This is a genomic window from Micromonospora sp. NBRC 107095, from assembly GCF_030269705.1.
GTDB classification, from domain to species: Bacteria; Actinomycetota; Actinomycetes; order Mycobacteriales; family Micromonosporaceae; genus Micromonospora; species Micromonospora parva.
Window position 1 is genome coordinate 883,177 of sequence record NZ_BSTU01000002.1, and the last position, 22,724, is coordinate 905,900.

The 22,724-nt window shown below is 72.1% G+C and carries 23 protein-coding genes; 12 read left to right on the plus strand and 11 right to left on the minus strand.

What is annotated here, in order from left to right; genetic code table 11:
• The first annotated feature begins 39 nt into the window (after positions 1 to 39).
• From pdhA to QSK15_RS16510, 4 genes are all read left to right on the plus strand, one after another.
• Positions 40 to 1,206: a pyruvate dehydrogenase (acetyl-transferring) E1 component subunit alpha gene (gene pdhA / locus QSK15_RS16495; protein WP_377621204.1), complete on the plus strand. Its 1,167-nt coding sequence runs from the start codon at positions 40 to 42 to the stop codon at positions 1,204 to 1,206.
• Positions 1,203 to 2,207: an alpha-ketoacid dehydrogenase subunit beta gene (locus QSK15_RS16500; protein ID WP_285795147.1), complete on the plus strand. Its 1,005-nt coding sequence runs from the start codon at positions 1,203 to 1,205 to the stop codon at positions 2,205 to 2,207. Before pdhA ends, QSK15_RS16500 begins: the two co-directional genes overlap by 4 nt.
• Positions 2,204 to 3,547 carry a dihydrolipoamide acetyltransferase family protein gene (locus QSK15_RS16505; RefSeq protein ID WP_377621206.1) on the plus strand — a complete coding sequence of 448 codons (1,344 nt, stop codon included), beginning with the start codon at positions 2,204 to 2,206 and terminating at the stop codon, positions 3,545 to 3,547. The genes QSK15_RS16500 and QSK15_RS16505 overlap by 4 nt, the downstream gene beginning before the upstream one ends.
• Positions 3,548 to 3,681: 134 nt before the next feature.
• Entirely contained in the window at positions 3,682 to 5,361 is a 1,680-nt protein-coding gene (locus QSK15_RS16510) for a right-handed parallel beta-helix repeat-containing protein (protein WP_285795149.1), read from the plus strand.
• A 60-nt stretch (positions 5,362 to 5,421) separates the two neighbouring features.
• Here QSK15_RS16510 and QSK15_RS16515 read toward each other — a convergent pair whose 3' ends face one another.
• Together QSK15_RS16515 and QSK15_RS16520 are read right to left on the minus strand one after the other, a co-directional pair.
• A complete protein-coding gene (locus QSK15_RS16515; protein WP_285795045.1) occupies positions 5,422 to 7,521 on the minus strand; it encodes a PQQ-dependent sugar dehydrogenase in 2,100 nt (699 codons plus the stop codon).
• A gap of 23 nt (positions 7,522 to 7,544) precedes the next feature.
• The gene (locus tag QSK15_RS16520) at positions 7,545 to 8,510 is read right to left on the minus strand and encodes a sugar phosphate isomerase/epimerase family protein (RefSeq protein WP_285795046.1); all 966 of its coding nucleotides are present in this window, start codon (positions 8,508 to 8,510) and stop codon (positions 7,545 to 7,547) included.
• Between the two features lie 625 nt (positions 8,511 to 9,135).
• On the opposite strand from QSK15_RS16520, the gene QSK15_RS16525 reads away from it, so the two are divergent.
• On the plus strand, positions 9,136 to 10,404 hold the full coding sequence (locus QSK15_RS16525; RefSeq protein ID WP_285795047.1) for a L,D-transpeptidase: 1,269 nt from the start codon (positions 9,136 to 9,138) through the stop codon (positions 10,402 to 10,404).
• A gap of 60 nt (positions 10,405 to 10,464) precedes the next feature.
• On the opposite strand, the gene QSK15_RS16530 is transcribed toward QSK15_RS16525, so the two are convergent.
• The gene (locus tag QSK15_RS16530; protein WP_285795048.1) at positions 10,465 to 11,487 is read right to left on the minus strand and encodes an SMP-30/gluconolactonase/LRE family protein; all 1,023 of its coding nucleotides are present in this window, start codon (positions 11,485 to 11,487) and stop codon (positions 10,465 to 10,467) included.
• 182 nt (positions 11,488 to 11,669) lie between these two features.
• On the opposite strand from QSK15_RS16530, the gene QSK15_RS16535 reads away from it, so the two are divergent.
• Positions 11,670 to 12,056 (plus strand): STAS domain-containing protein, encoded by a 387-nt coding sequence (locus QSK15_RS16535; RefSeq protein ID WP_285795049.1) that lies wholly within the window; start codon positions 11,670 to 11,672, stop codon positions 12,054 to 12,056.
• An 86-nt stretch (positions 12,057 to 12,142) separates the two neighbouring features.
• Here the strand turns inward: QSK15_RS16535 and QSK15_RS16540 are convergent, their stop codons facing one another.
• A complete protein-coding gene (locus QSK15_RS16540; protein WP_030337892.1) occupies positions 12,143 to 12,535 on the minus strand; it encodes an FKBP-type peptidyl-prolyl cis-trans isomerase in 393 nt (130 codons plus the stop codon).
• 196 nt (positions 12,536 to 12,731) lie between these two features.
• Positions 12,732 to 13,289 (minus strand): DoxX family membrane protein, encoded by a 558-nt coding sequence (locus QSK15_RS16545; RefSeq protein ID WP_279519661.1) that lies wholly within the window; start codon positions 13,287 to 13,289, stop codon positions 12,732 to 12,734.
• Between the two features lie 189 nt (positions 13,290 to 13,478).
• Here QSK15_RS16545 and QSK15_RS16550 point away from each other — a divergent pair, with 189 nt between their 5' ends.
• The gene (locus tag QSK15_RS16550) at positions 13,479 to 14,168 is read left to right on the plus strand and encodes a CBS domain-containing protein (protein ID WP_285795050.1); all 690 of its coding nucleotides are present in this window, start codon (positions 13,479 to 13,481) and stop codon (positions 14,166 to 14,168) included.
• A gap of 172 nt (positions 14,169 to 14,340) precedes the next feature.
• Positions 14,341 to 15,297 carry a TerC/Alx family metal homeostasis membrane protein gene (locus QSK15_RS16555; protein WP_377633541.1) on the plus strand — a complete coding sequence of 319 codons (957 nt, stop codon included), beginning with the start codon at positions 14,341 to 14,343 and terminating at the stop codon, positions 15,295 to 15,297.
• Between the two features lie 38 nt (positions 15,298 to 15,335).
• Here the strand turns inward: QSK15_RS16555 and QSK15_RS16560 are convergent, their stop codons facing one another.
• Genes QSK15_RS16560 through QSK15_RS16575 form a run of 4 tightly spaced genes read right to left on the minus strand, consistent with a single transcriptional unit; the run spans position 15,336 to position 16,975 of the window.
• Positions 15,336 to 15,896, minus strand: coding sequence for a hypothetical protein (locus QSK15_RS16560; protein ID WP_285795052.1), 561 nt, complete (start codon positions 15,894 to 15,896; stop codon positions 15,336 to 15,338).
• On the minus strand, positions 15,893 to 16,414 hold the full coding sequence (locus QSK15_RS16565; RefSeq protein WP_285795053.1) for a DUF6286 domain-containing protein: 522 nt from the start codon (positions 16,412 to 16,414) through the stop codon (positions 15,893 to 15,895). The genes QSK15_RS16560 and QSK15_RS16565 overlap by 4 nt, the downstream gene beginning before the upstream one ends.
• 1 nt (position 16,415) lies before the next feature.
• On the minus strand, positions 16,416 to 16,787 hold the full coding sequence (locus QSK15_RS16570) for an Asp23/Gls24 family envelope stress response protein (RefSeq protein WP_285795054.1): 372 nt from the start codon (positions 16,785 to 16,787) through the stop codon (positions 16,416 to 16,418).
• A complete protein-coding gene (locus QSK15_RS16575; protein WP_285795055.1) occupies positions 16,784 to 16,975 on the minus strand; it encodes a hypothetical protein in 192 nt (63 codons plus the stop codon). Before QSK15_RS16575 ends, QSK15_RS16570 begins: the two co-directional genes overlap by 4 nt.
• A gap of 164 nt (positions 16,976 to 17,139) precedes the next feature.
• On the opposite strand from QSK15_RS16575, the gene QSK15_RS16580 reads away from it, so the two are divergent.
• Together QSK15_RS16580 and QSK15_RS16585 are read left to right on the plus strand one after the other, a co-directional pair.
• Positions 17,140 to 18,018 carry a DUF2726 domain-containing protein gene (locus tag QSK15_RS16580; RefSeq protein WP_285795056.1) on the plus strand — a complete coding sequence of 293 codons (879 nt, stop codon included), beginning with the start codon at positions 17,140 to 17,142 and terminating at the stop codon, positions 18,016 to 18,018.
• Between the two features lie 294 nt (positions 18,019 to 18,312).
• Complete coding sequence (locus QSK15_RS16585) at positions 18,313 to 19,602, plus strand: hypothetical protein (RefSeq protein WP_285795057.1); 1,290 nt, start codon at positions 18,313 to 18,315, stop codon at positions 19,600 to 19,602.
• A 112-nt stretch (positions 19,603 to 19,714) separates the two neighbouring features.
• On the opposite strand, the gene QSK15_RS16590 is transcribed toward QSK15_RS16585, so the two are convergent.
• Together QSK15_RS16590 and QSK15_RS16595 are read right to left on the minus strand one after the other, a co-directional pair.
• Positions 19,715 to 20,062 carry a histone-like nucleoid-structuring protein Lsr2 gene (locus tag QSK15_RS16590; RefSeq protein WP_030337882.1) on the minus strand — a complete coding sequence of 116 codons (348 nt, stop codon included), beginning with the start codon at positions 20,060 to 20,062 and terminating at the stop codon, positions 19,715 to 19,717.
• 144 nt (positions 20,063 to 20,206) lie between these two features.
• Positions 20,207 to 20,830 (minus strand): response regulator, encoded by a 624-nt coding sequence (locus QSK15_RS16595; RefSeq protein ID WP_285795058.1) that lies wholly within the window; start codon positions 20,828 to 20,830, stop codon positions 20,207 to 20,209.
• Between the two features lie 83 nt (positions 20,831 to 20,913).
• Here QSK15_RS16595 and QSK15_RS16600 point away from each other — a divergent pair, with 83 nt between their 5' ends.
• Both QSK15_RS16600 and QSK15_RS16605 read left to right on the plus strand, forming a co-directional pair.
• Positions 20,914 to 21,645, plus strand: a complete 732-nt coding sequence (locus QSK15_RS16600; RefSeq protein WP_285795059.1) for a sensor histidine kinase — start codon at positions 20,914 to 20,916, stop codon at positions 21,643 to 21,645.
• A gap of 83 nt (positions 21,646 to 21,728) precedes the next feature.
• Positions 21,729 to 22,598: a manganese catalase gene (locus tag QSK15_RS16605; RefSeq protein WP_285795060.1), complete on the plus strand. Its 870-nt coding sequence runs from the start codon at positions 21,729 to 21,731 to the stop codon at positions 22,596 to 22,598.
• Positions 22,599 to 22,724: the final 126 nt, after the last annotated feature.

Sequence of the window (22,724 nt, forward strand, 5' to 3'; positions counted from 1 at the left end):
GGAAGCATAGGCTCACCACACGTCCCAGGAGGTTCCGCCGTGACGACCACTCCCCAGGCGGTCCGCAGGGCATCCCCGCGCGCCCGTCGAACGGTCACCCCGCCCGACCCGGCCCGCTCGCTGCTGCCGGAGGCCGAGCCGGTCCGCCTGCTCGCCCAGGACGGCACGCCGCTGCCAGCCCGCGCCGACTACCCCGAACCAGCCGCCGAGGTGCTGCGCGAGCTGTACCGCCGGATGGTGCTCGGCCGCCGCTTCGACACCCAGGCGACCGCCCTGACCAAGCAGGGCCGACTTGCCGTCTACCCGTCCTCGCGAGGCCAGGAGGCGTGCCAGGTCGGCGCGGTCCTCGCGGTCCGCGACACCGACTGGGTCTTCCCCACGTACCGCGAGTCGATGGCGCTGGTTGCCCGGGGCATCGACCCGGTCGAGGTGCTCACCCTGCTGCGCGGCGACTGGCACTGCGGCTACGACCCGAGCGAGGTCCGCACCGCACCGCAGTGCACCCCGCTCGCCACCCAGTGCGTGCACGCTGCCGGGCTGGCCCACGGCGAGGCGTACCAGGGTCGCGACACCGTGGCGCTGGCCTTCATCGGCGACGGCGCCACCAGCGAGGGCGACTTCCACGAAGGGATCAACTTCGCCGCCGTGTTCAAGGCGCCGGTGGTCTACTTCGTGCAGAACAACAAGTACGCGATCAGCGTCCCGCTGTCCCGGCAGACCGCCGCTCCGTCGCTGGCCTACAAGGGCGTCGGCTACGGCGTGCCCAGCGAGCAGGTCGACGGCAACGACCCGGTCGCGGTGCTCGCCGTGCTCACCCGCGCGGTCGCCCACGCCCGGGCCGGCAAGGGGCCGTTCCTGGTCGAGGCGCACACCTACCGGATGGAACCGCACACCAACGCCGACGACGCCAGCCGCTACCGCGACGGCGCCGAGGTCGACGCCTGGCGGGACCGGGACCCGGTCGCCCGGCTGGAGACCTACCTGCGGGCGCGCGGCGTGCTCGACGACGCGGCGGTCGCCGAGATCGCCGAGCAGGCCGAGGCGTACGCGGCGGACCTGCGGACCCGGATGAACGCGCAGCCCACTGTGGACCCGCTGAGCCTCTTCGACCACGTCTACGCCGAACCCACCCCGCAGCTGATCGAACAGCGTGAGCAGGTCCGCGCCGAACTGGCCGCCGCCCGCGCCGAGGAGGGTGACGCCTGATGGCCACCACCATGGCGAAGGCGCTCAACACCGCGCTCGCCGACGCGCTCGCCGCCGACGACCGGGTCGTCGTGTTCGGCGAGGACGTCGGGGCGCTCGGCGGCGTCTTCCGGATCACCGACGGCCTGCAGGCCCGCTTCGGCGACAAGCGCTGCTTCGACACCCCCCTCGCCGAGGCCGGCATCGTCGGGTTCGCCGTCGGCCTGGCCATGTCCGGCCTGCGCCCGGTGGTCGAGATGCAGTTCGACGCGTTCGCGTACCCGGCGTTCGAGCAGATCGCCTCGCACGTGGCGAAGCTGCGCAACCGCACCAGGGGCGCGCTGAGCGTGCCCATCGTCATCCGGGTTCCGTACGCGGGCGGGATCGGCGGGGTCGAGCACCACTGCGACTCGTCCGAGGCGTACTACGCGCACACCCCCGGCCTGAAGGTGGTCACCCCGGCCACCGTCGACGACGCGTACTCGCTGCTGCGCGAGGCGATCGACGACCCCGACCCGGTGGTCTTCATGGAGCCCAAGAAGCTCTACTTCGCCAGTGACGAGGCGTCACTCCCGGCCCGCACCGCGCCGTTCGGCCGGGCCGTCGTGCGCCGCCCCGGTCGTGACGCCACGCTGGTGGCGTACGGGCCGGCGGTGCCGGTCGCGTTGGAGGCCGCCGAGGCCGCCAGGGAGGAGGGGTGGGACCTGGAGGTCGTCGACGTGCGCACGATCGTGCCGTTCGACGACGCCACCATCACCGCCTCGGTCCGGCGGACCGGCCGGTGCGTGGTGATCCAGGAGGCGCCCGGCTTCGCGGGCGTCGGCGCGGAGATCGCCGCCCGGGTGCAGGAGCGCTGCTTCCACGCGTTGCACGCCCCGGTGCTGCGGGTCGCCGGGCTGGACATCCCGTACCCGGCGCCGATGCTGGAGCACACCCACCTGCCCGGCGTGGACCGGGTGCTCGACGCGGTGGCCCGCCTGCAGTGGGACGACCAGCCGGACGCGCGTTGGGCGGCGGCATGACCACCGTCGAACGGACGCAGGTCTTCCTCCTGCCCGACCTGGGCGAAGGGCTGAGCGAGGCCGAGATCGTCGAGTGGCGGGTCGCCGTGGGGGACATCGTCACCGTCGACCAGAGCGTGGTCGAGGTGGAGACCGCCAAGGCCGTCGTCGACGTGCCCTGCCCGTACGCCGGCCGGGTGGTCGCCCTGCACGGCGCGGCCGGTGAGGTACGCCCGGTCGGCCAGCCGCTGATCACCATCGCGCCGCTGGACGGGGGCGACGAGCCCGCCGGGCACGCCACCTACCGTGAGGAGGAGCGGGCCGGCTCCGGCAACGTGCTGATCGGGTACGGCACCGGCCACGGCACCACCACCCGCCGTCGGCGTCGGCCCCGCCTGACGGTCGCCCCCGAACCGGCCGACACCGCACCGACCGGCGCGGCTGCCGGTGGCCCGACCGGCGACCCGGCGCGATCGCCCGCCGCGTTGGTCATCTCGCCGATCGTGCGGCGGCTGGCCCGCGAGCACGGCGTCGACCTCGGCACCGTGCGGGGCACCGGGCCCGGCGGGGTGATCCGCCGCGCCGACGTGGAGGCCGCGCTGACCGCGCCCGCCGCCCGGCTCGCCGCCGTGCCCGACCCGCACGTCGCCCTCGCGCCGAGCGGGGACGGCGACGTGATCGTCCCGCTCACCGGCGTACGCAAGGTGATCGCCGACAAGCTCTCCCGCAGCCGGCGGGAGATCCCCGAGGTGACCATCTGGGTCGACGCCGACGCCACCGGGCTGCTGGAGACCCGCGCGGCGATCAACGCGGCGACGCCCGACGCGCCGGTGAGCATCCTGGCCCTGCTGGCCCGGATCTGCCTCAGCGGGCTGCGCCGGTTCCCGCAGCTCAACGCCCGGGTCGACACCGAGGGGGAGCGGATCGTCCAGTCCGCCGGGGTGCACCTCGGCATCGCCGCGCAGACCGACCGGGGGCTGCTGGTGCCGGTGCTGCGCGACGCCCAGCGGCTCACCACCGCCGAACTGGCCGCCGAACTGGCGGCGACCACCGCCGCCGCGCGCGCCGGCAGCCTGCCCCCGGCCCGGCTGACCGGTGGCACCTTCACGCTGAACAACTACGGGGTGTTCGGCGTCGACGGCTCCACGCCGATCATCAACCACCCCGAGGCGGCCCTGCTCGGGGTCGGGCGGATCGTGGACAAGCCGTGGGTGGTCGACGGGCAGCTCGCGGTTCGCAAGGTGACCCAGCTCAGCCTCACCTTCGACCACCGGGTCTGCGACGGCGGGGTGGCCGGTGGCTTCCTGCGGCACGTCGCCGACTGTGTGGAGCGCCCGGCGCTGCTGATCGCCGCCGTCTGACGCGTACCCCCGGCCCCGGTGTCGCCCGTGCGGCGCCGGGGCCGGCGCACGTCCGGGGGTTTCCCGGCGGTGTCAGGGGGAAGTCGGCCCCGCCGGAGCGCACCGTACGCGTCGAAGGGAGCCGGCCTGTGGCCGTGGCGAACCAGCTGCTACTGAACTCGGTCCGGGTGCGGCGGCCCGCCGCAGCCGGCGCACCGCTCTACTGCGACGCCCTGGAGTACGGGCTGACCGGCGACGGCTCCACCAACGACCAGCCAGCGCTGGCCGCCCTGGTGGACCGGCTCGGCGCCGGGTACGCCTCCGACGGGCGGGCCCGGGTGATCTACTGCCCGCCGGGCATCTACTCGATCCGCGACGCCGGCACGGTGTGGCGCAGCGGGGTGTCGCTGATCGGTGCCGGCCCGGCGGCGACCCGGTTCATGCTGAGCAACGAGGGCAACCGGGCCGACCCGACCCCGTTGGCCTTCTGGACCACGCTGCAGCACGGCGCCGACCGGGACCGGCACATCGCCGACTGCACCTTCGCCGACTTCCAGATCGATGGCTCCGGCGTGGCCATGGCCGAGTACAACTACCTGGCCAAGGGCCTCGGCCTGCAGTACGTGGTGCGCGGCGTCTTCCGCAACCTCTACATCCACCACACCGCGGCCAGCGGCCTGGGCTGCGACTTTCTCCAGGACTCCCTGATCGACGGGGTGGTGGTGGTCGGCTGTGGCCGACTGGACAACGGCGAGCAGATGGGCGGCGCCGGCATCGGGATCGGCATCGGTGGCTGGGGAACGGTGGAGCGGTTGACCATCGCCAACTGCACCGCCCTGGCCAACGGCACCAACGGCATCTTCCTGGAGTTGCAGAAGGACTACTGGACGCCGCCGCGCGGCTACCGCATCATCGGCTGCCACAGTCAGGGCAACCGCTTCGGCATCTCCGACTGGGGCGCCGACGGCCTGATCGTCTCCGCCTGCACGATGACCGGAAACCTGGAGGCCGGCTTCGACGTGTCGTCGCAGGGCACCTCCACAGTGGCCGGTCGGGGTGGACTCGTCACCGACTGCGTCATCGACGGCAACCTGCGCGACGGGATCAGCATCGGCAACAGCCCCGGACCGTACACCGTCCGGGGCAACCGGATCAGCGGCAACGGTCAACACGGCTACCACAGCCGCGACCTCAGGCGCGGTTACCAGGGCCCGATCCGGGACGTGGTGATCGAGAGCAACGAGTTCTGGGGTAACGGCCTCGACGCGGTCCGGATCGACCACCAGATGACCGACGCGGTCCTGCTCAACAACCGGATCCGCAACAACGGACGGCAGTACGGCCGGGCCGCCGGCGGTGCGGGCGAGGCCGTCCGCTACAGCGAGCGGAGCCTGGTGGACCGCACCGCCGACTGGCCGCACGACGGGCACCGCGGCAAGCTCCTGCGGGTCGGCCGGTCGGTGGCGACGGTGGCCGCCAACACCGGCGACGAACTCACCCTGGCCCCGGTCCGCCCGGACGCGTTCAGCGCGTGGAGCGGGGACGTGCCGCCGCCGGGCTGCGCGTACGAGCTCGACCCCGCACCCGGGCAGCGGGCCGGCATCACCATCAACGCGCCGTTCGACTCGGCCACCATCCGGGGAAACCGGATCTGGGACAACCACGACAACCAGACCCAGACGCACGGACTGTGGATCACCGATCGGGGCAGTTGCGTGGACTGCCGGGTCGAGGACAACGACCTCGCCGGCAACGCCGAGGAGGGGATGAGGCTGGACACCCCGCCGGTGGGCGGACGCTGGCGTGACAACCACGTCGACAGCGACTGGAGCTGACCGACGGGCGGCGGCGGCCGGAACGCTCCGACCGCCGCCGCTGTCACACTGTGGAACTGGTCAGCCGGCCAGGCCGGCCACCGGGGTCGGGTCCAGCACCACCGTCGCCGAGCCGGACTGCGGGGGTACGCCCGGGTCGGTCGGCGCGTCGGTGTACTCCGCGACGAACACCGCGGTCAGGTTGTCCGCGCCGCTGTGCCCACCGTCCAGGAAGGTGGCGATGGTCCCACTGCAACCCGTCGAGGTGGAGAGCGGGTGCCCGTGCTCGTCGTGCCCGAGCACGTAGGTGACCTTCACGCGGGAGCAGTCCACCGGCAGGTCGTCGGTGACCTTCACCTCGTAGGCGACCGTCTGCCCGAACTCGAACGGCTGCCCGGCCACCGGGGCGACGAACTCGACCAGCGGTGCGGTCGGCCCGACCACCAGCGGCAGGGATGCCGAGGCGGAACGGCCGGTGCGGTCGGTCACCTTCAGCGTCGGCGTGTACGAGCCGTTCTCCGGGAACGTCCAGCTCGCGTTCGGCGCGGTGCTGTCCACCGAGCCGTCCGCGTTGAAGTCCCACGCGTAGCTCAGCTTGTCGCCGTCCGGGTCGGTAGTGCCGGCGCTGGAGAACGCGACGGTCAGCGGGGCCTGGCCCACGGTCGGCGTACCACTGATCTTCGGGATCGGGGTCCGGTTGCCCCGGACGAAGTCGATCCGGGACAGCTGCGCGTCCGGGTTCTCCGCGAAGTAGCCGTCGCCGTACTCGAGCACGTAGAGCGCGCCGTCCGGGCCGAACTCCATGTCCATCGGGTTGTCCACCACCAGCGACGGCACCACCGGGCGGATGTCCGTGACGTCGCCGTCGGAGTCGAGGCGGAACTCCTTGATGTAGTCGCGGGTCCACTCGTAGAACAGCGGAACCCCGTCGTAGTAGGCCGGCCAGCGGGTCCGTGAGGTGCTGGTCCCGTCGTAGTCGTACGCCGGGCCGCCCATCGGGCCGATACCACCGGTGCCCAGCTGCGGGAACTCACCCGAGGCGCTGGACGGGTACCAGACCTGCGGTTGCTCGACCGGCGGCAGCTGCCGCCTGCCGGTGTTGTGCGGTGAGTCGTTGACCGGACGCGCGCAGTTGAACTTCTTGCCGGACTGGCCGGTGGCGAAGTCGTAGTCGCGGTAGGCGATCGTCGGCGTCACGCAGTACGGCCAGCCGTAGTTCGCCGGCTTGTCGATCATCATCCACCGGCCGTGTCCGGCCGGCCCGCGCTCCGGGTTCGGGGTGGAGGCGTCGGGGGAGTAGTCGCCCAGGTACACGTTGTCGGTGCGCCTGTCGACGGCGAACCGGAACGCGTTGCGCAGCCCCATCGCGTAGATCTCCGGGCGGGTCTGCGCCGTGCCGGGCTTGAACAGGTTGCCGGCCGGCACGGTGTAACCACCGCCGGCCTTCGGCTTGATGCGCAGCAGCTTGCCGCGCAGGTCGTTGGTGTTGGCGGAGGTGCGCTGGGCGTCGTACGCCGGGTTACGGTCGGCCCGCTCGTCGATCGGGATGTAGCCGTCGGAGGCGAACGGGTTGGTGTCGTCACCGGTCGACAGGTACAGGTTGCCCTTGCTGTCGAAGTCGATCTGACCGCCGACGTGGCAGCAGATGCCCCGGTCGGTCGGCACCTCGATGATCTGCTGCTCGCTCGCGAGGTTCAGCCGCATCCCGTCCAGCTTGAACCGGGACAACCGCAGCGCGCCCTTGAACCGCTGCCAGTCCGCCGCGGTGCCGGTCTCCGGCGCGTCCCCCTCGTTGACGTCGGGGGTCGCCGGGTCGTCCACCGGCGTGTCCATCGGCGGCGAGTAGTAGAGGTACACCCACTTGTTCTGGGCGAAGTTCGGGTCGATGGCGACCCCCTGCAACCCCTCCTCGTCGTGCTCGTACACCGGGATGTCGGCGGCGAGGGTGTTCAGCCCGGTGCGCGGGTCGTGGATGCGGACCTCACCGGTGCGGGAGGTGTGCAGCACCCGCAGGTCGGGCAGCACGGCGAGGCTGATCGGCTCGCCCGGGAAGTCGTTCAGTGTCACTTTCTGGAAGCTGGTGTCCGGCGGCGCGGCCGGCGCGGCGGCCGCTGCCGACGGCGGTACGGCCAGGCCGGCCGTCACCAGCAGCAGAGCGGACGCGAATGCGGTCCTGTTCATCAGGTGTGTCCCCCGAGGTGTTTTCAGTACCGGAGTGAGGCGAGGTAGTCGAAGCCGACGCGGGCGGTGTCCAGGGCGTCTGCGGGGGAGCGCGGCGCGGTGCCCGCGTCGTCACGCTCCACGATGTACTCCTCGATGCCGGCCTCCCGCTCGTGGGCGAAGATCCGGCCGAAGTCGATGACGCCGTCACCGAGGTCGGCGAAGCCGGCCTCGACGTCGAGGTCCTTGACGTGCACCTGGCGGATCCGGCCGCGGTTGGCCCGGATCACGTCGACCGGGTCGTGGGCGCCCCGCCACGTCCAGTAGAGGTCGAGCTCGAAGTGGACGAGCCGGGGATCGGTCTGGGAGCTGAGGATGTCGAACCCGGTCGAGCCCCCGGTCAGCGGCACGAACTCGAGTTGGTGGTTGTGGTAGCCGAAGTCGATCCCGGCGCGTTCGGCGAGCCGCCCGGCCTTGTTCAGGTCGCGAGCCAGGGCCCGGTAGACGGCGGGGTCCCGGATCGGCTGACCGGCCGCGTCCCGACCGAAGTACGGGTGGACGATCTTCTTGCAGCCCACCACGTTGGCGTCGGCGAGGGCCTGCTCCCAGGTGGCGGCGTCGAACGGCTGTGGGATGCCGACGTGCCCGGAGGTGGAACGCAGCCCGGCGTCGTCGAGCGCCGCCCGGAACTGCGCTGCGGTGCGGCCGACGAAACCGGCGTGCTCCACTCGCCGGTAGCCGATCCGGCGCAGCGCGTCCAGGGTGCCGGGCAGGTCGATGGCGAGTTGGTCACGCAGGGTGTAGAGCTGAATGCTGATCCGGTCCACCGGCACCCGACGGCGGCCCTGGGCCTGCGCCCCGGATGCGCCGGGCGCGGCGGTGGCCGGGCCGGCGAGCAGACCGGCGGCGCCGACGGCAGCCGCGGAGACGGTCGCGGCACGCAGCACGCCACGCCGGCTGACCGGCTCGGATGCCGGTGTCGGCCCCGGTCGGTTGAGTTGTTGATCCATGGTGGTGGTCCCTTCCTGACGGCTGGTACGCCGTCGACGGAGGTCGACCTGACTGCCGTCTGCCGGGCGCGCCGAACCGGCCTCGCTGGGCTTCGGCGGGACGGTGAGGGACGGCTCGTGGGTGCGGCCCGGACCCATCGGGAGCGGATCGCGGCGACCCGGCGCAGGTGGCGGCAAGTTGATCGACAAATGGGCAACCCTCTATCTGGATCGTGACCTTACCCTTGCCTTCGGACGAAGGCAAAGCTTTGTCGCGTTCGGCAGAAGCTTCGCTCCAATTGACAAAAGTCCGCCCCCGAGGTGCACCACCGGGCGTGACCTCCTGCCTCCCGCGCCCCGCAGTCGCTGGCCGCGCCCTGCCCTGGGCGCGCCTCGCCCGGTCCGGCGCGCGTGAGCCCAGCCTCCGGCGCCGACGCCCGCCCCGCATCCGGACAGTCGACGTCGCGTCGCTCAAGCGGCGCGAAGCGCACGACACAGGTCGGTTGAGCCCCTGTTCCGGCCAACTGGAGCATTGTCGGAAAATGCGTCGATAAATGCGCGGCCAATTATTTCCGAAATGCCGCTAATGGCTCAGTCGGGCAAGCGAGAATGTGGCGGAGGGAAGTCGAAACGGGGGGACTGAAACATGACGTTCAGGCGGCGATTGACGCTGTTGGCCGTAACCATCGCAGCCGCACCACTCGTCCTGGGTGCGTGCACCGCCGAGCGGGAGTCGGCGACCGGCTCGGCCAAGAAGCACGCCGCCCCACCGGAACTCGCCGTGACACCGGGGGACAAGGCCCGGGACGTCCCGGTCAGCGCCGAGGTGGGCACCGTGGTCAAGGGCGGGCGGGTCACCGCCGTACGCCTCACCGACGACAAGGGCAAGCAGGTGGGTGCCGAGCCGCGCGAGGACGGCTCCGGCTGGGTGCCGAACGCTCCGCTGCAGCCGAAGCGGACCTACACCGCCGAGGTGACCGCGACCGGTGACTCCGGTGCCACCACCACCCGCACCACCACCTTCACCACGATGGCCAAATCGACCAAACCGCAGATCACCAGCACCCTCTATTTCAACGGTAATCGGACGTACGGCACTGCGATGCCGGTAACGGTGGCGTTCGACCCGGGAATTCCGAAAGAGGCCAGAGCGGATGTGCAGCGGCGGTTGTTCGTAAAGACCAATCCGCCGCAGCCGGGCACCTGGTCGTGGCTGGAGGACGGCACTCAGGTCTATTACCGGGCGCCCGATTTCTGGAAGCCGGGAACCACCATCAGCGTCCGGGCCGGTCTGGAGGGTCTGCCGATCGGCAAGGACAAGGTCGGCGACGCCGAGCGGACCGCGACCTCCAAGATCGGACGACAGGTCTCGCTGGAGATCGACAATGCCACCAAGCAGATGACAGTGCTGCGCGACGGCAAGCAGATCCGCCGGATCCCGGTCAGCCTGGGCAAGCCGAGCACGCCGAGTTCCAGCGGCAAGATGGTGATCATGGAGAAGCACGAGCGGACCACCTTCGACACCCGGGGCGAGCCGAACGGCGGCTACGTGGTCGACGTCGACGACGCCCAGCGCTACACCTGGGGCGGCGAGTTCATCCACTCCGCCCCCTGGTCGGAGGGGGACCAGGGCAACACCAACGTGTCGCACGGTTGCGCGAACGTCTCCGCCGCGGCGGCCGACTGGTTGATGGGGGTCACTAAGGTCGGTGACCTGATCACCGTCAAGGGCACCGAGGTGGAGCTGCAGCCGGGCAACGGCTGGACCGCCTGGAACGTGAGCTGGGACGAGTTCGCCCGGGGCAGCGCCCTGCCGGTGCCGCCGGGCCTCAAGCCCGCGCCGGTCGCCCCGGCGCACCCGGGCGCGGTGGCCGGCGGATCGCCCGCACCGGCGCCCTCGGTCAGCGGCCGCTGAGTCAGCGATCGGTAGCGACAGGGCCGGCCCGCCACCACGGCGGACCGGCCCTGTCGGCCATCACCCCAGGGGTACGCGGGCCACCCCGGACCCGGTCAGGCTGCCCAGCCAGAGCCGGTCGCCGTGCTGGCGTACCCCGGTGATCATCGAGTAGCGCCCGCTCGGACCGTGCAGCGTCCGGCGGACCGCGCCCGCGCCGTCGACCAGCGCGACCAGCCCGTAGCGGCGGGGCTGCGGCTGCAGGGCGTCGGGCAGCAGGGCGGCGATCTGCCGCAGCCGTGGATGCGGCAGCAGCCGCTCGGCGATCGGCACCCGGGGGCTGGGCAGCGCGATCCAGTACGTCCCGTCGCCCACCGAGGCGAGATTGTCCGGGTACGCGGGCAGGTCGGCGAGGACCCGCACGCCGCCGCTCAGCTCGACGCGCAGCAGTCGGTGGGTGCTGGTCTCCACGACCATCAGCGCCGACTCGTCCGGGCTCAGCGCGATCCCGTTGGGGAAATACAGCCCGTCGGTCACCACCTCGGTACGGCCGCTGCCCGGCTGGTGGGCCAGCACCCGGCCGTTGGGGCGGTGCTCCAGCAGGTCCCGCTTCCAGTGCGAGACCGGAAACCGGTCGGAGCTGTCGGTGAAGTAGATGGTGCCGTCCCGGCCCACCGTTGCGTTGTTGGCCAGGTGCACCGGGGGTGCCGTTCCGGTCAGTTCGCGTACCGCCCCGTCCGGCGTGACCCGCAGCAACCCGCGGTACGCGTCGCAGACCACCAGGGCCTCGCCGGACGGGTCCAGCTCGATGCCGAGCGGACGGCCACCGGTCTCGGCCAGCAGGTGGGGTCGGGTGCCGGCGCGCGCGTCGACCGGCCACCACCAGAGCCGACCGTCCTCGTCGCCGCTGACCACCCGCCCGGAGCCGTCGACCAGCACGTCCTCGGGGCCGACAGCCCCGGTGGGGAGGGGGAGCAACTCGGCCTGGTCGAGCCGGCGGTCGGTGGGGGCCCACGCGCCGGCCAGCGCCGGAGGGCTGGTCGCCGGCTCGCGGACGGGACGGATGAGCCGGGGCGGCCTCGGCCGGGGCTGGGGGATCAGCATCGACCTATTCTCCACCCGCCTGCCGGCCGACCGCTGAACTCCGCGTCCGGGCGGCGTGCCGCCCGAGCCCCTGACTCCACCCCGAGAGGGAGGCGGTGCAGCTCGGGGTATGCCCCTGGGCGTACCCGGAATCACTCCGTCGAGGGGCGAAAGTGTCGGTGGTGGCGGCTAGATTTCAGGGCATGGAAGAGCACAGCGACCGGTTCGACGTGCAGGTCAGCGTGGGTGACGAGCGGGTTCTCATGCGGGTTGCCGGCGAGATCGACATCGCCACGGTGGCCGCGTTCCGGTCCGCGCTGTGGTCCGCGCCGGCCCGCCCGGTGCTTCAACTGGAGTTGTCGCAGCTGCGGCTGCTCTCCGCGGCTGGCGTTCGCACGCTGCTCGCCGCGCATCTGCGCGTCCGGGCCCGCGGTGGCGAGCTGGTGTTGGTGGACCCGAGCGCGGTGGTGGCACGGGTGCTGCGGGTCAGCGGGCTGCACCGCGTGATGACGATCCTGGAGCCGGCCACGGTGATCGAGGCCGCCCGCCGCCCGCTGGTCGCGACCACCGACCTGCAACTGGCCGCCTGACCCCGCCTGACGAGGGGTGCCCCACCCGTCGCGCCCGAGGTCGGCGCGGGGCCGCCGGCGGGTGGACCGGCGACCCCGACAATGACTCAGCGCACGTCGAGCAGGTCGACGACGAAGATCAGCGTCTCACCCGGCTTGATCACGCCGGCCGCGCCGCGGTCGCCGTACCCCAGGTGCGGCGGGATGGTCAGCCGGCGGCGACCGCCGACCCGCATGCCGGCCACGCCCTGGTCCCAGCCGGCGATGACCTGACCGCCGCCGAGCGGGAAGTCGAACGCCTCGCCCCGGTTCCAGGACGAGTCGAACTCGCCGCCGGTGGAGTGCGACACGCCGACGTAGTGCACGCTGACCAGCTGGCCCGGCTCGGCCTGCGGGCCGTCGCCCACGGTGATGTCCTCGATCACGAGGTCGGCCGGCGGTGCACCCTCGATCGGACCAACCTCGGGCTTACCCGATCGGGCGCCTGCTGCCTGGTTCATGCGGGGATCTCCTGCCGTGTTGGGTGATGTGTCCGGTCACCGTCGATCCTGCCGGATCACCCCCCACCGATGTGCGGCGGACCCGCCACCTGCTCCGCGGCCCGTCCGTCGGGTGGGGCCGACGGTCCCTGCCTGACACGACGGCGCGGCGGGCGTCACCGGTACCGGTGACGCCCGCCGAGGGGTGTGCGATGGTTCATCGGAGCCAGGGCATCCGCCGGACGATCGGCAGGGCCGCCCACACCCGGCCGAGGCCCACCGTGTCGCCGGCGTTGACCAGGGCCAGCACCGCCAGCACCGCGGCGTAGATCAGGTGGTCGTCCATGAAGGGATTGTTCTCCGGAGGCAGCACGGCGGTCCACATCAGGACCAGCAGCAGCCCACCGGCCACGGCGGCGACCCGCATTCCGATGCCGAGCAGCAGGGCGACACCGATTCCGGCCAGGCCGATCATGAAGAGCCAGTCCGCCCAGGCGGCGCCGGCGATCGAGGTGTAGACGTCCTTGAACGGCCCGGCCACGCCGAAGGTCAGGAAGCCCTTGGTGGGGCTGCCCCCGTTGATCCAGGCGTTCTTCTGCTCGGTGCCCATCCCGAAGCCGAACAACTTGTCGACGAAGGCCCAGAGGAAGATCCAACCGAGCGCCAGGCGGGTGCCGGCCAGGATGTACCGGACGGCCCGGTCGTGCACGGTGCCGGCCTTCGCAGCGGTGTTCTCGGCGGTGACCCGCTCGATCGTCGCGGTCATGGTCTCCACGTCCCTTCTCAGCTTCGCACCGCGCTTCCCGGTGGCATCTCCAGTGGACGCCCACGGCGCTCTCGCCGGCAGGGCCGACAGACCGCAACGGCCCGGGACGTTCGACCCCCTCCGGTCCGGTCCGGCGACCCTGACCACCGTCGGCGGCCGGCCGTAGCGTCCGAGATGGACCAGGAGAAGGAGGCCGTGATGAGGACCTGGCAGGTGGGTGACGTGATGACCCGGGAGGTCGAGACGGTGGTGGCCGAAACCCCGTACCGCGAGGTCGTCGACGTGCTGTTGCGCCGCGGGGTCAGCGCGGTGCCGGTGATCGACGATTTCCGTCGGGTGCTGGGGGTGGTGTCCGAGGCCGATCTGCTGCACCGGGTCGAGCGCGCCGGTGAGCCGGCGCTGCGACGCGTCTTCGAGAGCCGCCGACGGCGCGGTGCCCGGGGCAAGAGTGCGGCAGTGCTGGCCGGCGACCTGATGACCGCGCCGGCGATCACCACGAATCCGCAGGCGGCGCTGTCCGCCGCCGCCCGGCTGATGGACCGCGAACAGGTCAAGCGGCTGCCCGTGTTGGACGACCTCGGTCGGTTGGTCGGCATCGTCAGTCGTGCCGACCTGCTGCGGGTGCACCTGCGGTCGGACGCCGAGATCCGCGAGGATGTGGTGCAGGAGGTGCTCCGCCGGGTGCTCGCCGTACGGGACGGACTGGTGACCGTGGAGGTCCGTCACGGTGACGTGACGCTGGCCGGTCGGCTGGACCGCCGCTCCGCCGTGGACCTCGCCGGTCGGCTCGCCGGGCAGGTCAGTGGCGTCGTGCGGGTGACCAACGCGATCGCCTACGACGCCGATGACACGGTTCTCGACCCTGGCCAGGTGATGCCGGTCGCCTGAGCGCGGGTCCACGCCCGACCCGACCGCGCGCACCGGTTCCCGCTGCCGGTCGCCGCCGGGTCGAACGTGCCGGCTCTCCGACCCCGACTTCGTCGGACCACCCGATGCCGGGTCGGGCGGTCACCTAGTCTCAAAAAGGGCCGGCCTGGTGACGGGCGGTGCGCGGTGGTCGATGCGGAGGGCGTCGGTGGCTGAGGCGACGGTCGCGGTTCCGCTGTGGGCCTGGGCGGTGGTCGGCGCGGTGATCGCGGTGATGCTCGCCGTTGATGTGCTCCTGCACCGGGACAACCACGTCATCGAGCTCCGCGAGGCGGTGCTGTGGAGTGCCGTCTGGATCGGCGCGGGTCTGCTGTTCGGGCTGGTCGTCTGGTGGGGTCTCGGCGGTGACCCGGCCATCGCGTACTTCTCCGGCTACCTGCTGGAGAAGGCGCTCTCGGTGGACAACGTGTTCGTCTTCGCGCTGCTCTTCGGCTACTTCCAGGTGCCGCCGGGCTACCAGCACAAGGTGCTGTTCTGGGGTGTCGTGGGCGCGCTCGTCTTCCGGCTGCTGTTCATCCTCGCCGGTGCCGAGCTGCTGGACCGGCTCACCTGGGCCGGGTTCGTGCTGGGCGGATTCCTGGTCTGGACCGGCTGGCGGCTGGCCGTACGCGGCAAGCCGGACGTCGACCCGGACCGCAACGTCGTGGTCCGGCTGTTCCGCAGGCTGGTCCCCACCGACGCCCGCTACCACGGCGACCGGTTCACCGCCCGGGTGGCCGGTCGACGGGTGGCGACACTGCTGCTGGTGGCGCTCATCTCCATCGAGGCAACCGACGTGGTCTTCGCCATCGACTCGGTGGCGGCGATCCTCGCCATCACCACCAACACCTTCCTGGTCTGGACGGCCACCGCGTTCGCCGTCCTGGGTCTGCGCAGCCTCTACTTCTGCCTCGCCGGCCTGCTGCGGCACTTCGGCTACCTGCGGTACGGGCTCGCGCTACTGCTGGCCTTCGCCGGGCTGAAGCTGATTCTCGCCGAGACGCCGGTGGGCAAGCTGCCGGTCTGGTTGACCCTCGCCGTGGTGGTGTTGACCCTGGCGGTCTCGATGGGCGCCAGTGTCCTGGCCGCCCGCCGCCGCGCCGACGGTTGACCCGCCGCACCGATCCGGCCGCTGGGCGCGGCGGCGCGTCACTGAGGGGTGGGCTCGATGCGGGCGGTCACGTCGAGGTGCGCGGGCTGGCAGTGGGTCGTCGCCGCGAATCGGCGGACCGCTGCGTGCACGTGCTCGCGTACGCCGGCGGCCGGCGCGTCGGCGGTGAGGTCCACCCGGATCCACACGTCGGGGTGCGGTGCCGGGCCGGTGAGCACCACCCGGGCCCGGCGTACCCCGGGGTTGCCGGTCAGGTCGCGTACCAACGCGTCGGTGAGGACGCCGGCGGGCAGCCGGGTCCGGCCCGGCCGACGTCCGGGATGGCTGAGCGTGCCGCGCAGCGTGCCGCCCGGACCCCGCAGTTCCCGGGCCAGCAGGCGCTGCCCGGCCAGGGCGAACAGCGCCCCGACGACGGCCACCGCCAGGTTGCTCCACGGGGCGGCCATCCGCCAGCGGTCGACCAGATCGGCGCTGAGCAGCGCCGCCGCCGGGTCGGCGCCAGGCAGGGTGCCGAGGCTGGCCGCCAGCGCCACCGCGCCGCCCGCCACCAGCAGCAGCGCGATGACGGTCCACAGCAGTCGGTGCGCGGCGTTGGTCACGCCGGCCGCCGTCGGGGCAGCAACCGGACGTCGACCCGGGCGGGGCGGGGCGCGGTGAGCCGGTGCAACTCCTGGTGCACGGCGAACTCGATTTCCACCCGGGCCGCCGGGTCGCCGCTCGCGCGGACCCGGGGACGCCACTGGCCGTGGTGCCGTCGGAGCCGGGCGCGGGCGCGGCGGACGCCCGGCACCGCGTTGGCGGCGTCGGCGAGCCGGCGTTCCACACAGCGCCGGTGCAGGTACCAGCCGTCGTCCTCGTCGACGCGCAGACGGACCGGCGCCCAGCGGCGCAGTTGGGCGGCGAGCAGCGCCAGGCCCAGCAGGAGGCTCGCAGTGGCCACGGCGCGGACCGTGGGGTCGCGCCACCGGGTGCCGCTCAGCGCGTCCAACCAGCCCGTGGTGTCGAGCGGTGTGCGACGGCGCACTGTGAGCAGCACCGCCTGGACGGCCGTCACCGCGCCGCCGACGAGCAGAGCGGTGCCCAGCAGCACCGACGCGATCCGGTTGGCGGTGCGCATCTCAGTCGTCCTCCGGTGCGGTGGCGCCCGCCGCGGAGGAGTCGACGCCGGGGACGAGCAGGTCGTCCACGGTGACTGTCACCACCGCCACGGTGAGCCCGGTCTGGGCGGCCACCTGATCGGCGACCACGGTCCGGACCGTTTCGGCGATCGTCGGCACGCTGTGCCCGTACCAGGTGATCAGGTGCAGGTCGAGTCCGACGGACCGGTCATCCAGGCGGACCGCCGCCGGGCGGACCACGGACACGCCCGGAACCAGGCTGGCCGCCTGCGCGGCGATCCGCGCGACATCGGCCGCGTCGCCCGGGGAACCGGTCGTCCCGGCGGCCATCCCGGTGCCGGGGTTCGGCCCGGTGGACGGACGGGTGGTCATCGGTGTCGCCGAGCGTCGGCGCGACGGTCACCGAGACCGGTCACCGCGAGGTCGCCGTCGAGCACCCGGACGACCAACCAGCCGAGCAGGCCGGCGAGCACGGCGAGGGCGGCCGCGCCGGCGCCGGCGAGCGCCCAGACCGCCACGGCGAGGAACCCGGCGAGGAAGCCGAACTGCTGTCGCGACATGCGCACCTCCGGGCCGGTCCGGTACCGACGGTCGCTGGATACACCCGGCGGCCACCCCTGGAACATCGGCACTGCTGTGATCCCGGTCACATCAGAAGTCGGTGGCCCATGATCGACCACCTAGACTCGGCCCGGCTCGACCGACCGGCGGATGGATCAGGCAGATGACGAGCACCGGGAGCGACGACCGCGGCTGGCTGCGGGCGATGCCCGCCGAGGCGGGGCACGACGCCCTGTTCAGCCGTGCCGGCCACCTGGTTCTGCCGGCACGCCGGCTCAGTGATCTGCTCCAGGGTCGCCCGGCCGGTGTCACCGGCAGCCAGTGGACCTCGGCGAGCCGCGCCAGCTTCGACTTCGTGGTCTACGCCGCCGACACCGGCCGCCCGGTCGTCGCCGTGGAGATCGGCCCGGTGCCGACCGCCGCCTCGACGCAACAGCGCGTGCAGCGACTCACGGACGCGGTGAGCGCCGCCGCCGGCCTGCCCGTGCTGCGGATCGGTTCGCCGACGCTGCGGGCCGCCGAGCACGGGCGCCGCCTGGTCGAGTACGTGATCGACGCGCGCGCCTACGCCGCGGGTGCCGGGGCCACCGTCGCCGGGACCGAACCCGCCCCGGTGGGCTTCCGGGACATCCTGGGCCGGCTGCCCGACGGGCGTACCGGGCCGGTCAACGACCTCGGCGCGCTGACCCGCGCGGCGGCCGTCGAGGCGTACGTGGCCGGGCAGGTGGCCGACCCGATCGTGCGAGGGCTGCACGTGCGCTGGGTGGACGGGCCGGCCCAGGGGTGGAGCTGGGTGCAGGTGCGCGCCGACGCGTGCCTCGTCGAGGTGGTCTCGGTGACCGAACATCGCTTCTCCTGCGGCATCGACGCGGCCCGGCTGGCCGAGGACCTCGCCGCTGTCGCCGTGGGGGAGCGACTGCGGGAGAACGCGGTGGCGGACGTGCTGCCGCGCGCCGAGTGGACCGCGCGGATCGCCGCGCTGAGCGAGCGCCGCCACGAACTGGTCGGCGGTTTCGCCTTCGACCATCTCTGCGCCGACTGACCGCACCCGTTTCACCTGCTGTTCCCCGCTCCGCACCGGCTCCGTGTCGGGTCGCGGCAATTTCCTGTGCGTCAGTTGAACCTTCCCGGCATCCGCCCCGTACTCCTGCGCGAATGAACAGGATCTCCCCATCCGCGTCGACCGGCGCGGGAGACGGTGCGGAAAGGGCATCGTCGGCCATCGACGCATTACCGGGTGGGTCACGGTGGGTCCCTGCCGCGGCCGTGCCCCCACACATCCGTCGGTCCGCCGAGGGCAGAAATCCACTACCGGATCGAGAAGGAGAGCAATTCGATGCGCAGGTCCACTCGGGCGCGCCGGCCTTCCGGCAACGCGCGGAGCAAGCGTCTGCTGGCAGTTGTCGGCACGCTCGCGGTCTTCGGCGGAGTTGTCGCCGTGACTCAGATTTCGTCGGCCCAGGACCGGCGGACAAATAAGCCACGTCCGGCTGCTGGGCAGTGCGTGGAGCCGAGCCCGGGCGCGACCGCGCCGACCGGCGCCGGTTCGACCAGCCGAACCTGGCAGAACGGTCGATGGGTGCGTAACCACTGGGGTGACGGACAGCAGTCGGTCCCCGAGTGCGAGGACGGCAAGGACGGCACGGTGGGCACCGGCACCGCCATCGCCTGTCCGGATGTGGCGTCCAAACTGCCGCAGGTGCCGAACCGGGCGCGGGCCGAGGTGGACCGCAACCTCGCCCAGTTGCAGACCCAGATCGCCGAGGCGGACCGCCGGCTGGCCGCCGAGGGCAACAAGGGTGAGGCGTTCATCCGCAACGCGATTCTCCAGCCGTTGGCCGGTAAGCGCCGCGCCGTGCTGGACCGGATCACGACCGCCATCGACCGGGTCGGACCCCGGCCGCAGGGCCTGGCCCAGCTCGCCGAGTGCCAGGTGCAGCCGACCGGCAACACCGGCGGCAACAACGGCGGTGGCAGCACCCCCACCACCACGCCCGGCGGCGGCAACAACGGTGGCGGAAACAATGGTGGCGGAAACAACGGTGGCGGAAACAACGGTGGTGGCACCGAGCCCGGCGCCGGGCTCGGCGTGCTCGCCAACGACTGCGACGAGAGCCGGCTCCAGCCGCACGACGGCTTCCAGAACGGCAACCGCTGCGTGAGCACCGAGTTCGGTGAGGTCGGCGCGGCGGCCAACAACCCGTCGCTGCTGATCACCCAGTTCCCCGAGCAGGTTGGCCAGAACCAGCCCTTCACCCTGCGGGTCAGCACCCGCAACCTGGTGCGGGACCGCTTCCTGGCCGCCGGTCAGGGTGGCTACTACGTGGAGAGTTCGCTGCTCAACGACCAGGGCCTGGTCCGCGGTCACTTCCACACCGCCTGCCGGATGCTGGACAGCCTGACCGCGCCGCCGGAGCCGCAGGAGGTGCCCGCGTTCTTCGTCGCGACCGAGGACGGCCGCGGTGGCGCCCAGCCCGACGAGGTGACGATTCAGGTCCCGGGCCTGCCGGAGTCGGGCACCGCCCAGTGCTCCGTCTGGGCCGGTGACGGCTCGCACCGCCTGCCGATGATGGAGCGGGCCAACCAGACCCCCGCCTTCGACTCGGTGCGCATCGACGTCAACTGAGGTAGCGACGACGGCCGGCCACCCTGGGGTGGCCGGCCGTCGCGTCACAACGGGCGACCCGGACACACGACGGGGCCCCGCCGTGCTGGCGGGGCCCCGTCGTCGCGTCGCGTCAGCGGTTCTTGTACGCCTCGACAACCTCCACCGGGATCCGGCCGCGCTCGGAAATCTTGTAGCCGTTCTTGACGGCCCATTCCCGGATGGCCCGGTTCTGCTCCCGATCCATTCCCGCGCCGGCGGGTCGGCCCGGCCGCCGGACGGAACGGGCGCTCTCCACCGGACCGCGCCCGATCCGCCGACCCGCATTGATGTACGGATCGAGCGCCTTGCGCAGGACACCGGCATTCTCGTCGGAGACATCGATCGTGTAGGCCACGCCGTCGAGACTGAACTCCACCGTCCGGTCGGCCTTCCCACCGTCGAGGTCGTCGGTCAGGACCGTGATTACTTTTCTCGCCATTGCCGATTACTCCCTGTGTGCGGCGGGATGTGCCCAAAGTCTGACCTATCACCCCGGTAATCCGCAACAATATGCCTTCCATTCATTCGGCGCGTCGCGATTCCGTTACAGAGCAAAACCGTGAATCGGTCCGATGACCGGGCTTCATTCACCGAGGATCCCGGCGTGACCGGCGACGGCGGCAGCCTCGGCCCGGTTCGACACCCGCAACTTCCGCAGCAACGCGGCCGTCATACGTTTCACCGTCCGTTCCGAGACGTGCAGTTCTTCGGCGATGTCGACGGTGCTGCGGCCGGCGGCAATCGCCCGCAGCAGCCGCCGTTCCTCCCCGTCGAGGTCGACCGACGGGGAGCGCGTGGGCCGCAGCATGGTGCGCAGCAGTTCGGCCGGCAGCACCGCCCAGCCGTCGAGGATGGCCAGCAGCGGGGGCAGCAGCTCCTCCGGTTCGCTGGTCTTGGGCAGGAAACCCTCGGCGCCGGCCCGCAGTGCCTCCACCGCTGAGGCGGGTTCGGCGGAACCGGACATCGCGACCACCCGTACCCGAGGGGTGGTCCGCCGGATCGCCGCCACCGCCCGGACCCCGCCGGGCGCGGGCATGTGCAGGTCGACAAGGGCCAGGTCGGGCCGGCAGCCGGCGACGAGCGCCGCCGCCGCGGAGGCGTCGCCGGTCGACGCGACCACCTCGGCGCGGCCGTTGCTGGTGATCGGGAGCAGCAACTCCAGGCCACGGACGAAAAGGGGGTGATCGTCCACGACAACGAGTCGCAAGGTGGAGCTTCCCGGCATGTCTGGGCCGTTCCCCAGCGGGTACCGATCATGCGGGTTCGCACCGAACGAGAGGAGTCGGGTGGATGCGCGTACGGCACGGTTTGCGGGACCTGCTGCGAGGGTTGCGCCCCATCGACCCGACACCCGCCGAGCGGCGACCGGCGGAGGCTGATTCGGAGTTGCTGCTGCGGGTGTTGTGTCACGAGTTCCGGACGCCGGTCAGCACCCTGACCTCGTTGACCCGCGCACTGGCCGACGAGCGTCGCGAGCTGACCAGTGACGATCGGCGGGCGATCACCGAGCTGGCCCGCGACCAGGCCGCCCACCTGCAGAGTCTGCTGCGCGACGCGACCGCCGGCACCGGCGCGCTGACACTGGCCGCGCAGCCCGAGCCGGTCGTCGCGCTGGCGGGCATCCTGCGGGAGGCCGCCGCGTTGGTGCCGGCCGGTCGTCGGCGGGCACGGGCCACCCGGCGGGCCGCCTCCTGCCCGGTGCCGGCCGGACGAACCCGACAGGTCCTGGTCAACCTCGTGCAGAACGCGTTGCGGCACGGGCCACCCAACGGGCAGGTGGGGCTCTACGCCACGATGCGCGGTCCCGGCGTGAGCATCCTGGTCACCGACGAGGGTCGGGTCGACGATTCGCTGCTGGTCGCGCTGCGGCGTCCGGCACCGGCCGCCGGGATGTCCGGCCTGGGCCTGTGGATCGCACGACAGCTCGTCGCGACCGACGGGGGAGCGCTGCGGGCGCACCGGCTGCGGCCCCGTGGAGTGGCGCTGGAGGTGCTGCTGCCGGTGGCGCGCCCGCTGGACTGACCCGGGCGGGACACCGGTTGGCCCGCTCGGGTCAGCCCGGCGGGAACGGCCTCGCTACCTGTCCGCGGTACCGAGGAGGTCGGATGTTCAGTCACGTCAAGGATCTGCAGTTCGAGGCCAAACCAGACGGCCCGGACGCGGCGTTCGCGCGTCGGTTGCAGGAGGTGCTGGGCGGTAAGTGGGGCGAGATGACAGTCGCCAACCAGTACCTCTTCCAGGGTTGGAACTGCCGGCTGCCCGGCAAGTACAAGGATCTGCTGCTCGATGTCGGCACCGAGGAGATGGGCCACGTCGAAATGATCGTCACGATGATCACCCGACTGTTGGACAACGCGCCGCTGTCGCTGACCGAGGGGATCGCGGAGGACCCAGGGGGTGCCGCGACCTACGCCGGCGAGAATCCGGCGCACTTCATCCACGGCGGTGGTGGCGCGTTGCCCGCCGACTCCAACGGGGTGCCCTGGAGCGGCTCGTTCGTCACCGCCAGCGGCAACCTGTTGGCCGACTTCCAGCTCAACGTCACCGCCGAGGCGCAGGGCCGGCTCCAGGTCGCCCGGTTGTTCCACATGACTGACGACCCCGGCGTCAAGCAGATGCTGCGCTTCCTGCTGGCCCGAGACACGATGCACCAGAACATGTGGCTGGCGGCGATCGAGCAGCTCAAGGAGGACGGGCTGGAGGAGATGCCGGTGCCGGAGGCCTTCCCGGACTCGGGGGAGTTCACCGAGGAGTACGGCTACACCTACCTGGGTTTCTCCTCGGGCACCGACGCCGCCCAGGGGCGTTGGGCGTCCGGGCCCTCGCCCGACGGCAAGGGCGAGTTCCGGTACGACGACAACCCACGGGCGAACGCGCCGGAACCGGTGCTGCCGCCGGGTGACCCCCGGTTGTACGGCACCAATCCGGGGGTGGCCGGCTCGGTGGTGAACACGGTGAAGAGCAAGCTCACCTGAGCTGTCCGTCGGGTCGCCCACGGGTCTGGGCGACCCGACGGAACCGGGCCGGGGAAGTGGTCTGGGTCACAGCGCGGAACAAGGGGAACGTTTTGTTACTTGAGCCAGACACGCTCAACTCAACGT